Raw genomic sequence first — 11,900 nt, forward strand, 5'->3', positions numbered from 1 at the left:
ACCGCTCGGATTACTCCGGGCCGTTGCCGTCAAACGTACCGACTGCCGACAAACCTACCGACGGCGCGACGGGATACGTCCTCTATAGTTCCACCCGAGAGTTCCTGGCGCAGCCGTGACCCCTTCGGTAATCCGGCGGGACACAGTCAGTTGCTGCACGACACGCGAACTCGAGTCTTCGAGAGCAGAGTGATGAGCAAACCGCTTCCCCAAGATCGGTACCCGAGCACAACTCGCACGGGCAGTCCCCGCAAGTGGATGGTGTGGGCTCTGACCGCTCTCGTCATCGTCGTAGGCGGCGGAATCGCGTACTACGCGTACGGAAAATTTGCGGTCAAGGAAATCGAGACCGAGACCATCTCGTTCGACATCGCCAACGACTCCACGGTGAAGATCCGTTTCACCGTCACACGCGACGACTCGTCGCGTGAAGCGATGTGCATCGTGCGCGCACGCTCGAAGGACGGCTCCGAAACCGGTCGACGTGAGGTCTACGTCCCGTCGTCGGAACATCAGACCCTCGAGTTCAACACCGAGGTCAAGACGTCCCAGCCGCCAGGCATGGCCGACGTCTACGGCTGCAGCTTCGACGTTCCGGAGTACCTGACCAAGAGCTGACCTCGGAACGCACCCACCCTGCCGGACGTTTGACGCCGGACAGGGCGGGTAGTCATGCGTGATAGAATTGCCCGATACACGGTTCCGGGTGGAACCGTGTATTGCTGCATTGACGCAAGGTTTGACGGCAAGGTTGCATCCCTGGTGGTGCTTCTGTGTCGTTGTTCGCTGCTGTTGCAGCGATCGTCGAGGGAGCCCCCGGCTCCGACTACTAGGGAGTGATCGAGATGACCGAGACCCAGGTGACCTGGCTTACCCAGGAATCACATGACAGGCTCAAGAACGAACTCGACCAGCTCATCGCCAATCGCCCGGTCATCGCCGCCGAGATCAACGAGCGTCGCGAAGAGGGCGACCTGAAGGAGAACGGCGGCTACCACGCTGCCCGCGAAGAGCAGGGTCAGCAGGAAGCCCGCATTCGCCAGCTCCAGGAGCTGCTGAACAGCGCAAAGGTCGGCGAGGCCCCCACTCAGTCCGGTGTCGCACTGCCCGGATCCGTAGTCAAGGTCTACTACGACGGCGACGAGAGTGACACCGAGACGTTCCTGATCGCTACCCGCGAAGAAGGCGCACGTGACGCCAAGCTCGAGGTCTACTCGCCGAACTCACCGCTGGGCGGCGCGCTGCTCGAAGCCAAGGTCGGCGACACGCGTGAGTACAACCTGCCCAACGGCAGCACCATGAAGGTCACGCTGCTGAGCGCGGAGCCTTACCACAGCTGATCGGCTGTACCAGCTCTGAAAAGAAGCGCCACCCGACTCGGTCGGGTGGCGCTTCTTGCTCTGTCGACGCTCGCCGTTTCCTGCCCACTCACACCACGCGGCGAGCCTTCATGCCGGCGAAGATCGGGCCGACCTTCACCACGTCGCCGAACGTGGGTGCGTGAAGCATCTGACCGTTGCCGACGTAGATCGCCACGTGGCCGGGGCCGCCTGCCTGCCAGTTGCCGAACAACAGGTCACCGGGCTGCGCCTGATCCAGCGGGATCTCGACGCCGACACCCCACTGCGTCTCCGAGGTCCGGGGCAGAGTCACCCCGGTGGCCGCGTGGATCGCGTACGACGTCAGCCCCGAGCAGTCGAACCCGCCCATCGACGGCCCGTTGATGTTTCCGCCACCCCACACGTACGGCAATCCGAGAAACTTCAGACCGGCCTCGACGACGCCGCCCACCGCTGCGGCGAGGTTGTTGTAGTCGAAGGGCGCAAGCATCAGGGCGAACGAGTCCTGCAACGATTTGATCTGGGCGACGAACGGAGCGGCGACCGCCTGCTCCGCAGGAACCTCGCCCGACTTGTCTGCCGGAACGCCGCCCGCTTCGCGAACTGCGTCCGGCCCGACGTCGTAGGCAGCGAGCGCGAGGTCGACGGTATCGCCCTCGACCTCACCGGACTTCTGCCAGGACTGCGCTTGCTTCACGAGATCGCACAACCGGTATCCGGTTGTCATCACCGGATCGGCAACGCCCAGGATGTCCATCTTTCCGTCGCCGTCACCGTCCTTGCCGTATGCCGTCCACGCTGCGGTGGTGAAGCGGCCAGGCCCGCGCCCACCTTCCGGTGAGATGTCGGTATCGGGTCCGTACTTGAATCCGTTCTCGACCGAGTACAGCGAGGCGATCACCGCGGGCGTGATCTCCGAGCACAGAGCACCGGCCTTTTTGATCCACGGCGCGAACACTGCCACCGCTCCCACGGGCGCCAATGTCGCTCCCGGAAAGTTGGAGGGTACGGAAGGCACGATTCCCTCAGGTGTGTCCTGAGTTCGTGCCGGTCCGTTCCAGGCTGCAAGTGAGACTGCAGCATTCGAAGACTCGTTCTTCTCGACTTGTGCGGGCGCTGCGAGAGTTCCACTCATCACGCCCAGTGCGGTGCCGATCGACACAGCGATCGCCAGGACACCGACTGCCATCCGAACCTCCGATAAACCTCTGAAAATCCATGTACGTGGTCGTACCCGAAACTTGTCGGTGCGAACATCTACTGTTTCGAACATGCATTCGACACGGCTCAGTCTCGCGACTCCTGTAACCAATGTCTCATTTATCTCGGCGGGCGTTACGCAAATGACTACAGACGCCAAGGCTTTTCTCAGGTTCGGCGTGCAAGCTGAGTCCATGAGCGACGATCGGCCACGACCCGCCCGGGGACGCACTACGGTGTATCGACCCGTTCGCCTCGCCCTCGCAGCCACGGCTGTGGCGGGAGCACTCGCAAGCGGCGGACTTTCACTCGTTTCTTCTCCCACTGCCACGGCACTCGCGCCGGACACGTCGGCTTCTCACACCAAGAATCCCGTAGCGAAGCGGCCCGTCGTGGTCGCCGGATTCGGAACCCCGGACGCCGTCTCCAACGGTTCGTGAGTACTCCGCGCTCGGCCTCCGAGTGGCTCACGTGGGGGGTTCAGGCCCGGGTCGTCGTCACCGACCCTGAAGTCCTTCCCTCCGCGGCCAGCCTGGTTCGCGGGTACCTCACCGCTGCCGACGCCGCCACCAATCGAGATCGTGCCGACTCCGAGATTCGTACCTATGTCAGCGCCGCGAGCAACGTCGACGGCGTCGCCGTGACCCCGATGTTCGCGCACTTCCTCGAAGACGCGTTGGCTGTCGCACGACTGACCGACGGCAAACTCACGCCGACGGCCGGGTCGGCAGACCCTCACTCCTGGTGGAAGATTCGCGTCGAGAACAACCGCGTGTACAGCCCGGACGACGTCGTTCTCGATCTGTCCGCGACGGCCCGCGCCAGTTCAGCGGACCACTGTGCCGCGTCCACTGCGACTCTTCTCGGGTGTGGCGTGCTGGTCGGCCTCGGCGGGGACATCGCGGTTGCCGGCCCGGCGCCGGAAGACGGCTGGCAGATTCAGGTGCAAGACCTGCCCGGCGACCCGACCTGCCAGGTAGCACTTCCGTCCGACTGCGGGATCGCCACGGCCAGCACCGTCAAGCCACTGCACCGCGAATCGACGGCGACGCCGATGTGGCGCACGGTGTCGGTGATTGCATCCTCCTGCGCCCAGGCCGCCGCATTCAGTCGGGTTGCGGTCGGCATGGGCGGTTCGGCCATCGACTGGCTACATCAACTCGACGTACCCGCCAGGCTGGTCGACCAGGAGTACCGCGTGACGGTTCTGGGCGGCTGGCCTGACGAGTAACTCGCCTCAGTTCTGCAGTCGTACTGCGTAACCGGCGCCGTCGAAGGCCGTCAGAAGTTCCGCCTTGTTGTCCGGACCACGCGTCTCGACGGTGAGGAAGACTTCCACTTCGTCGAGCGCGAGTTCGCCACCGGTACGGGAATGGATGACATCGACCACGCTGGCGCCGTTCGCTCGAACCACTTCCAGCAACGAGACCAGTGCGCCCGGCCGATCGTCGATGGTGATGTGAACGCCGAGGAACCGTCCGGCCGCTCGCAGACCGTGCGAGATGACGTGCGTGAGAAGTAGCGGATCGATGTTGCCGCCGGAAAGCACGGCGCACACCGGCCCTGTCAGTCCCAGCTCCTCCGGAGTGCAGGTCATCAAGGCCGCGACGGCCGCGACGCCGGCCGGTTCGACGATGAGCTTGGCGCGTTCGAGGCACAGCAGGAGCGCTTTGGACAGCGCTTCCTCGCTGACCGTCACCACGGCGTCGACATGGGCGGCAACTTCGGCGAACGGAACCTCGCCCGGGCAGCCAACGGCGATACCGTCTGCCATCGTGGACATCGACGCCAAGGCGGTCGGCTTCCCGGCTGCCAACGACGCCGGCCAGGCAGCCGCGGTCTCGGCCTGCACTCCGACGATGCGGACCTGCGGGCGCACAGCTTTGACGGCTGCAGCCACTCCCGCGATCAAACCGCCGCCGCCGGTGGGAACGAGGATCGTGCCGACCTCAGGCAGTTGCTCGAGGATTTCGAGCCCCACAGTCCCCTGCCCCGCCACGACGTCCTCGTGGTCGAACGGGTGGACCAGAACTGCTCCGGTTCGGTCCGCGAATTCGCGAGCGGCCACGAGCGCTTCGTCGACAGTCGAACCGTGCAGGTGGACCTGAGCTCCATATGCCTTGGTGGCCACCAACTTCGGCAGCGGCGCACCCGTCGGCATGAAGACGGTCGACTTGATTCCCAATTCTGTTGCAGACCAGGCAACTCCCTGCGCATGGTTACCGGCACTGGCCGCCACCACGCCCGCTGCCCGTTCCTCTGCGGAAAGATTGGCAATGCGGTTGTACGCACCGCGCGGTTTGAAAGAGCCGGTGCGCTGCAGATTTTCACATTTCAAACTCACGGCGAAGCCGGTGGTTTCGGACAACACTCGCGAGGCCACGACCGGGGTGCGTCGCATGACCGGGGCGAGCAGTTGCTGTGCAGCCTTTATCTGTTCGAGATTCACGCATGCCTCCAGAAAGTGCGCCTCCACACCCTCGTGAGGTGTGAAGGCGCACTGCAGATTCGAAGTCGAATTACTGTAGAGCGAAGATCAGGACAGCGCTTGCTCGATGTCGCCGACCAGATCGGAGGCGTCTTCGATGCCGACCGACAGGCGAACCAGATCGTCGGGAACCTCGAGAGCGGAACCGGCCGTCGAGGCGTGGGTCATCGCACCGGGGAATTCGATGAGGGATTCGACTCCGCCGAGAGATTCTGCCAGCGTGAAGATCTCGGTGCGCGAGCACAGGTCGAGAGCTGCCGCCTTGCCGCCCTTGAGACGGACGGAGATCATGCCGCCGAAGCGTCGCATCTGCTTGGCCGCGACCTTGTGCGACGGATGCGAAGCCAGTCCGGGGTAGATGACGCCGGCAACCGCGGGGTGGCCGTCGAGCAATTCGACGACCTTCTCCGCGTTGTCACTGTGACGCTCCATGCGCAGCGCCAGTGTCTTGATTCCGCGCAACGTCAGGAACGCGTCGAAGGGGCCGGGAACGCCGCCGGATCCGTTCTGCAGGAAGGCAAACGCGGTGTCCAGTTCTTCGTCGTTGCAGACGAGAGCGCCACCGACCACGTCGGAGTGTCCGCCGATGTACTTGGTCGTGGAGTGCAGCGCGATGTCGGCACCGAGCTGCAGCGGCTGCTGCAGGTACGGCGAGGCGAAGGTGTTGTCCACCACGATCTTTGCGTTGCCCTCGTGGGCGACCTCGGCAAGGAGCTCGATGTCACCGATATTGAGCAGCGGGTTCGTGGGCGTCTCGACCCAGACCAGCTTGGTGTTGGACTTCATCGCCGCGCGCACCGCATCGACGTCGGACACCGGAGCCGGGGTGTACTCGATCCCCCACTGCGTGAACACCTTGTCGATGAGACGGAAGGTTCCGCCGTACGCGTCGTCGGGGATGACCAGGTGATCGCCGGGTCGAAGTACCGAACGGAGCAGGCAGTCGGTGGCCGCCATTCCCGAACTGAACGCTCGGCCGTAGGTTCCGGATTCGAGCGCGGCGAGGTTCGCCTCGAGTGGGCGACGGGTGGGGTTACCCGTTCGCGCGTACTCGAAGCCACTGCGCATTCCACCGACGCCGTCCTGGGCGAAGGTGGAACTCGCGTAGATCGGCACGTTGACCGCACCGGTCAGCGGATCGGGTTCGTAACCCGCATGCACCGCTTTCGTGGAGAAACCCTGCCAGCTGATGTTGTCGGCCTTGCTGCGTTGCTCACTCATGGTCCCCAGCCTAATGGCGCCGGTGCCGGCGCAGGAATCCGAACTCAGGAATCCGAACTCAGGAAACCCAGGAGATCGTGGCGCGTGATGACACCGACCGGCTTGCCGTCGTCGACGACCATGAGTGCGTCGGTGTCCCCGAGCGCCTTCGTGGCAGCCGAGACCGGCTCGCCGGAACCGATGAGCGGGAACGGCTTGCTCATGTGCTTCTCGACGGAATCCGCAAGGTGCGCACGGCCTTCGAAGACCGCGCTCAGCAGATCCCGCTCGGACACACTTCCGGCGACCTCGCCCGCCATGACCGGCGGTTCCGCACCCACGACGGGCATCTGGGACACGCCGTACTCGCGCAGGATCTCGATCGCATCGCGCAGGGTCTCCGACGGGTGGGTGTGAACGAGGTCCGGCAGCTCGCCCGACTTGCCACGCAGAACGTCGCCGACGGTGGGGACGTTGGTCTTGCCGTCGAGTGGGGTGCGCAGGAATCCGTACGACGCCATCCACTGATCGTTGAAGATCTTGGACAGGTAGCCGCGGCCACCGTCCGGGAGAAGGACGACGATCAGGGCGTCAGGACCCTCACGCTTGGCTACTTCGAGGGCAGCGACGACGGCCATACCGCAGGAACCGCCGACCAGCAGTCCCTCCTCGCGGGCGAGGCGACGCGTCATCTCGAAGGAATCGGCATCCGAGACGGCGATGATCTCGTCCGGGATGGACGGGTCGTATGCCGACGGCCAGAAGTCTTCGCCGACGCCTTCGACCAGATACGGACGACCGGTGCCGCCGGAGTAGACGGAGCCCTCGGGGTCTGCGCCGATGACCTTGACCTTGCCGCCCGAAACTTCCTTGAGGTAGCGGCCGGTGCCGGTGATGGTGCCGCCGGTGCCGACGCCCGCGACGAAGTGCGTGATCTTGCCGTCGGTGTCTGCCCAGATCTCGGGGCCGGTGGTCTCGTAGTGGCTCTCCGGTCCGCCCGGGTTGGAGTACTGGTTGGGCTTCCAGGCGCCGGGGATCTCACGGGTGAGGCGGTCGGAGACGCTGTAGTAGCTGTTCGGGTTGTCCGGCGCGACGGCCGTGGGGCACACGACCACCTCGGCGCCGTAGGCGCGCAGGACGTTGCGCTTGTCTTCGCTGACCTTGTCTGGGCAGACGAAAACGCACTTGTATCCACGCTTTTGCGCCACGAGCGCCAAGCCGATTCCGGTGTTGCCCGAAGTCGGCTCGACGATGGTGCCGCCCGGCTTCAGTTCACCCGAAGCCTCGGCTGCGTCGATCATCTTGACGGCGATGCGGTCCTTGGAGCTACCGCCAGGGTTGAGGTATTCGACCTTGGCTGCCACCGTGCCGAAGTTTTCGCCCGTGACGGACGTGAGCTTGACGAGTGGGGTGTTGCCGATGAGGTCGACGACGTGTTCCGCGATGCGCATTCGTCCATGTTCCCAGATGAAAGAAAACGGTGCGCGCGGACGTCGGGCGAAGGTGGTGCAATCCGGCTAGATTGGCAAGTGTGAGTCGAACCGGACTGAAAGCGTCGGTGGCCACGGTGGTGGCCGGATCGAGTGCAGGCACGCTCTCCTGGTTGGGCTACAACTATCTGATGTCGCAGGCGGGGGCGGCCCGCGGGGTGATCGGTCGCAATATCGCCAAGCCACCCGAGGCGGACGGGGTGTACGCACCCGGCGCCGACAACCCGGAACTCTGGTGGCGGGCCGTGCCCTTCGATCTCCACTTGATGATCTTCGGCGATTCGTCTGCGGCCGGCGTCGGCGCGCTGACGGCCTCGGAAGTACCGGGTGTTCAGGTCGCGAAGCTGCTTGCGAGTGAAACCGGGAAGCGAATCCGTTTGAGCACCAAGGCCATCGGGGGCGCCACCTCCCGCGGGTTGAGTGGGCAGGTCGACGCCATGTTCGTCGCCGGTCCTCCCCCGGACGCTGCGGTGATCCTGATCGGCGCCAACGACGTCACCGCCAAGAACGCGATTCACGCGTCGGCTAAACGCCTCGGCGACGCGGTTCGACGCTTACGCGAGAGCGGCGCCGTCGTTGTTGTCGGCACCTGCCCGGATCTGGGGGTGGTCACGGCGATCCCGCAACCTCTGCGCTCCGTGGTGCGTGAATGGGGCCATCGCCTCGCACTCGCCCAGGCGGCCGCGACCAGAAACGCCGGGGGTCATCCCGTTCCACTGGCCGACCTGCTGGCCAAGGAATTCCTGGCCTCGCCCGACACGATGTTCTCGGCCGACCGTTTCCATCCGTCCGCGGCCGGATACGAACTCGCGGCGAAGCAGATCGTCCCGGTTCTCGCGTCGGCTCTGGGTGAATGGCAGGGTGGCCCGCTACCCGAGCTCCCCCACGTTTCAGAGGCGGCGCAAGCCCGCACCGTCGCGGCCCGACTGACGGCGGCGGCAACCCAGTGGAAAGCCTTCGCGAGACGCACCAAACCTGCAGGTCAGCGCCCCGACGTCAACTGAGTGAGACTGCGTGACCACCATCTGGGAGCAGCAACGTAAATTGTAAGTCGAAGCTGCATTCAACTTGCCCTGCTCGACGGCGTTTCAAGCCGCCCCACGAGCAGTACACAAAAGGAGTTTTCATGCCCGAGGCAGTAATCGTCTCAGCAGTACGGTCGCCCATCGGCCGCGCAATGAAGGGTTCGCTCAAGGACATCCGCCCGGATGACCTCGCAACTCAGATGGTTGCCGCCGCGTTGGCAAAGATCCCCGAGCTCGACCCCACCGAGATCGACGACCTCATGCTCGGTTGCGGCCAGCCCGCCGGCCAGTCGGGCTTCAACATCGCCCGAGTCGTCGCCGTCCAGCTCGGCTACGACTTCCTCCCCGGTGTCACGGTCAACCGTTACTGTTCCTCCTCGCTGCAGACCACCCGCATGGCGCTGCACGCCATCCGCGCAGGCGAGGGCGACGTCTTCATCTCCGCCGGCGTCGAGTCCGTCTCCAGCTTCATCACCGGCAACGCCGACGGCCTCCCCAACACCAAGAATCCGCTCTTCGACGCAGCGCAGGCCCGGAGCGCCAAGCTCGCCGAAGGTGGAGTCGCCTGGACCGATCCTCGCGAAGAGGGCCTGATCCCCGACGTGTACCTGGGCATGGGCCAGACCGCCGAGAACGTCGCTTCGGCCACCGGCATCACCCGCGAAGACCAGGACCGCTGGGCAGTTCGCAGCCAGAACCGCGCCGAGGAAGCCATCGCGCGCGGCTTCTTCGAGCGTGAGATCACGCCCGTCACGCTCGCCGACGGCACCGTCGTCTCCAAGGACGACGGCCCCCGCGCCGGCACCACCTACGAGGGCATCAGCGGCCTCAAGCCCGTCTTCCGCCCCGATGGCACCGTCACCGCCGGCAATGCCTGCCCGCTCAACGACGGCGCAGCCGCACTGGTGATCATGTCCGACACCAAGGCAAAGGCACTCGGCCTGACCCCGCTCGCTCGCATCGTCTCCACCGGCGTCTCGGGCCTGTCCCCCGAGATCATGGGCCTCGGCCCGATCCAGGCCGTCAAGAACGCCCTGAAGATCGCCGGCAAGTCGATCTCCGACATCGACCTGTTCGAGATCAACGAGGCATTCGCAGTGCAGGTCCTCGGATCCGCTCGCGAACTGGGCATCGAAGAGGACAAGCTCAACATCTCCGGTGGCGCGATCGCGCTGGGTCACCCCTTCGGTATGACCGGTGCCCGTATCACCAACACCCTGATCAACAACCTGCAGGAGCAGGACAAGACCTTCGGCGTCGAGACCATGTGTGTCGGCGGCGGACAGGGCATGGCAATGGTGATCGAGCGCCTCAGCTGATCCCCTGAGCACGTCGAAAGCGGCCGCCCGGCTTCTGCCGGGCGGCCGCTTTCGTGTGGTCGGGTTTCAGGTAGTCGTGAACTTCCGAGCAAAACTCCCCAACTCGCGAATCAACTCTCGCGCAGCGTCGTCCTCACGCTGCACGGCAGCGCGAGCTTCGTCCGCCCATCCGTGACGGAGCAGTCGTTTGGCGGCAAGAACTGCCGGTCCGACGTTGGCGGCAATCTGCTCGGCGCTCTCCCGAGCACGGATGTGAACCTCTTCGGCCGGTACGGCCACGTTCGCCAGTCCGTAGTCGGCCGCTTCGACGCCGCTGAGCCACCGGGCCGACAGGATCAGCTCGGCGGCTCGCTGCGTTCCGATCACCTTGGGCAGCAACCAACTACTGGCAGCTTCGGGAGCGGTACCCAGCGAAGTGAACGGTGCCCGCAGACGTGCGTCCTCGGCAACGTAGACGACGTCGCAGTAAAGCAGCATGGTCAGGCCGATGCCGACGGCAGCGCCGTGTACCGCGGCGATCAATGGCTTCGGGAACTCCACCAGCGCGACGATCAGCGGCGCGAATGCGTGGCCGAAGTCGGCGTTGTCTGCGCCTGGTTCGGCGAGTGCGCGTAGGTCGACGCCACTGGAAAATGCCTTGCCTGCGCCCTCGACGATCACCACGGCCACGGCTTCGTCCGACGCCGCGTCGTCGAGCGCTTTGGTGAACGCTCGAAAACCGGCTGCATCAAATGCGTTCAGGCGACTCGGATTATTGAAGGTCAGCGTTCGCACTGCTCCGGCATCCGCGACCAGGATGGGTTCAGAGGTGTTTGTCGACATTCGCTCCCCTTCGTTCCAAACCAAGCAGTTGCTAGGTATCCAAGCACCGTAACCGTCCACAGACGACAAAAGAAGGGCCCCTCGCGGGGCCCTTCTTCGTGTTACGGATCGACTCGAGAACTAGTCGTTGTTGAAGTAGCTCAGCAGACGCAGGATCTCGACGTACAGCCAGACCAAGGTGACGGTGAGGCCGAATGCGACGCCCCAGGCTGCCTTCTCGGGCGCCTGTGCACGGATCAGCTGATCAGCGGCGTCGAAGTCGAGCAGGAAGCTGAAGGCTGCGATGCCGATGCAGACGAGGCTGAAGATGATGGCGAGCGTTCCGCCGTCACGCAATCCCAGCCCGCCGTCGACGAAGAAGCTCGCGACGAGGTTACCGAGGGCCAGAACGACAACGCCGATCAATGCGCCGATGATCATTCGCGTCAGACGCGGTGTCACCCGGATCGCACCGGTCTTGTAGACGACCAGCATGCCGAAGAACACGCCGAACGTTCCGAGGACTGCTTGCGCGATCAGTGCGGATCCGCCGACGCCACCGAATTGAATATCAGTGAACATGAACGACAGCGCACCGAGGAACAGACCCTCGGCGACGGCGTACGCCAACACGATTGCCGGGTTGTCCATCTTGCGGCCGAACGTAGCGACCAGAACCAGAACGAGGCCGACGAGACCGCCGCCGATGACCAGCGGGGCTGCGAGGTCGGCGTTGTTGTTGACCAGGAAGTACGACACCAGTGCCGAGATCGTCAGCACACCGAGCGTGATGCCCGTCTTGGTGACGACGTCGTCGATCGTCATGGCCCGCGAGGTGGGACCGGTCTGGTACGGCTCGGCCGGAGCGTACTGCGGCTGACCGAACTGCTGGGTTGCCTGCGAGGCGCCCGCCGTCGCAGATCCGAACGAGGCGTATCCGTTGCCCTCTTGCTTGGGCAGATTGCGGAACACCGGGTTGCTGGTGGTGCGCACCGTGATCATCCCTTCATCGTGGTGGCCTACGACGGGTGCGTCGC

At 64.7% G+C, this 11,900-nt stretch carries 12 protein-coding genes; 6 read left to right on the top strand and 6 right to left on the bottom strand.

Translation table 11 applies throughout. The features are described 5' to 3' along the window. The first annotated feature begins 192 nt into the window (after positions 1–192). Both RhoBH5_RS06455 and greA read left to right on the top strand, forming a co-directional pair. On the top strand, positions 193–618 hold the full coding sequence (locus RhoBH5_RS06455; protein WP_007726384.1) for a DUF4307 domain-containing protein: 426 nt from the start codon (positions 193–195) through the stop codon (positions 616–618). A gap of 227 nt (positions 619–845) precedes the next feature. Next, on the top strand, positions 846–1,340 hold the full coding sequence (greA, locus tag RhoBH5_RS06460) for a transcription elongation factor GreA (RefSeq protein ID WP_007726385.1): 495 nt from the start codon (positions 846–848) through the stop codon (positions 1,338–1,340). An 88-nt stretch (positions 1,341–1,428) separates the two neighbouring features. Here the strand turns inward: greA and RhoBH5_RS06465 are convergent, their stop codons facing one another. Then, complete coding sequence (locus RhoBH5_RS06465) at positions 1,429–2,529, bottom strand: C40 family peptidase (protein WP_270008077.1); 1,101 nt, start codon at positions 2,527–2,529, stop codon at positions 1,429–1,431. Positions 2,530–2,734: 205 nt separating this feature from the next. Between RhoBH5_RS06465 and RhoBH5_RS06470 the strand changes: the two genes are divergently transcribed. Both RhoBH5_RS06470 and RhoBH5_RS06475 read left to right on the top strand, forming a co-directional pair. Next, positions 2,735–2,980, top strand: coding sequence for a hypothetical protein (locus tag RhoBH5_RS06470; RefSeq protein ID WP_153211881.1), 246 nt, complete (start codon positions 2,735–2,737; stop codon positions 2,978–2,980). Then, positions 2,977–3,771, top strand: a complete 795-nt coding sequence (locus RhoBH5_RS06475) for an FAD:protein FMN transferase (protein ID WP_003943281.1) — start codon at positions 2,977–2,979, stop codon at positions 3,769–3,771. The genes RhoBH5_RS06470 and RhoBH5_RS06475 overlap by 4 nt, the downstream gene beginning before the upstream one ends. 6 nt (positions 3,772–3,777) lie before the next feature. Here the strand turns inward: RhoBH5_RS06475 and ilvA are convergent, their stop codons facing one another. The 3 genes from ilvA to RhoBH5_RS06490 form a co-directional block, all read right to left on the bottom strand. Continuing rightward, on the bottom strand, positions 3,778–4,941 hold the full coding sequence (gene ilvA / locus RhoBH5_RS06480) for a threonine ammonia-lyase (protein WP_228402296.1): 1,164 nt from the start codon (positions 4,939–4,941) through the stop codon (positions 3,778–3,780). A 135-nt stretch (positions 4,942–5,076) separates the two neighbouring features. Further along, positions 5,077–6,249, bottom strand: coding sequence for a cystathionine gamma-synthase (locus RhoBH5_RS06485; protein WP_003943272.1), 1,173 nt, complete (start codon positions 6,247–6,249; stop codon positions 5,077–5,079). Positions 6,250–6,293: 44 nt separating this feature from the next. After that, complete coding sequence (locus tag RhoBH5_RS06490; RefSeq protein ID WP_003943292.1) at positions 6,294–7,679, bottom strand: cystathionine beta-synthase; 1,386 nt, start codon at positions 7,677–7,679, stop codon at positions 6,294–6,296. A 71-nt stretch (positions 7,680–7,750) separates the two neighbouring features. Between RhoBH5_RS06490 and RhoBH5_RS06495 the strand changes: the two genes are divergently transcribed. Both RhoBH5_RS06495 and RhoBH5_RS06500 read left to right on the top strand, forming a co-directional pair. Continuing rightward, positions 7,751–8,722 carry an SGNH/GDSL hydrolase family protein gene (locus tag RhoBH5_RS06495; RefSeq protein WP_042448870.1) on the top strand — a complete coding sequence of 324 codons (972 nt, stop codon included), beginning with the start codon at positions 7,751–7,753 and terminating at the stop codon, positions 8,720–8,722. 122 nt (positions 8,723–8,844) lie between these two features. Further along, a complete protein-coding gene (locus RhoBH5_RS06500; RefSeq protein ID WP_019744600.1) occupies positions 8,845–10,062 on the top strand; it encodes an acetyl-CoA C-acetyltransferase in 1,218 nt (405 codons plus the stop codon). A 66-nt stretch (positions 10,063–10,128) separates the two neighbouring features. On the opposite strand, the gene RhoBH5_RS06505 is transcribed toward RhoBH5_RS06500, so the two are convergent. Next, on the bottom strand, positions 10,129–10,884 hold the full coding sequence (locus RhoBH5_RS06505) for an enoyl-CoA hydratase/isomerase family protein (protein ID WP_007728809.1): 756 nt from the start codon (positions 10,882–10,884) through the stop codon (positions 10,129–10,131). A gap of 120 nt (positions 10,885–11,004) precedes the next feature. Then, complete coding sequence (locus RhoBH5_RS06510; protein WP_007728810.1) at positions 11,005–11,856, bottom strand: Bax inhibitor-1/YccA family protein; 852 nt, start codon at positions 11,854–11,856, stop codon at positions 11,005–11,007. Positions 11,857–11,900 lie beyond the last annotated feature (44 nt).

The sequence above is a fragment of the Rhodococcus sp. BH5 genome (genome assembly GCF_027583855.1).
Classification (GTDB): Bacteria; Actinomycetota; Actinomycetes; order Mycobacteriales; family Mycobacteriaceae; genus Rhodococcus_F; species Rhodococcus_F qingshengii.

Coding starts and splice junctions, on each gene's coding strand:
- RhoBH5_RS06455 (WP_007726384.1), top strand. CDS start 193: ATGAGCAAACCGCTTCCCCAAGATCGGTACCCGAGCACAACTCGCACG.
- greA (WP_007726385.1), top strand. CDS start 846: ATGACCGAGACCCAGGTGACCTGGCTTACCCAGGAATCACATGACAGG.
- RhoBH5_RS06465 (WP_270008077.1), bottom strand. CDS start 2,529: ATGGCAGTCGGTGTCCTGGCGATCGCTGTGTCGATCGGCACCGCACTG.
- RhoBH5_RS06470 (WP_153211881.1), top strand. CDS start 2,735: ATGAGCGACGATCGGCCACGACCCGCCCGGGGACGCACTACGGTGTAT.
- ilvA (WP_228402296.1), bottom strand. CDS start 4,941: ATGCGACGCACCCCGGTCGTGGCCTCGCGAGTGTTGTCCGAAACCACC.
- RhoBH5_RS06485 (WP_003943272.1), bottom strand. CDS start 6,249: ATGAGTGAGCAACGCAGCAAGGCCGACAACATCAGCTGGCAGGGTTTC.
- RhoBH5_RS06490 (WP_003943292.1), bottom strand. CDS start 7,679: ATGCGCATCGCGGAACACGTCGTCGACCTCATCGGCAACACCCCACTC.
- RhoBH5_RS06500 (WP_019744600.1), top strand. CDS start 8,845: ATGCCCGAGGCAGTAATCGTCTCAGCAGTACGGTCGCCCATCGGCCGC.
- RhoBH5_RS06505 (WP_007728809.1), bottom strand. CDS start 10,884: ATGTCGACAAACACCTCTGAACCCATCCTGGTCGCGGATGCCGGAGCA.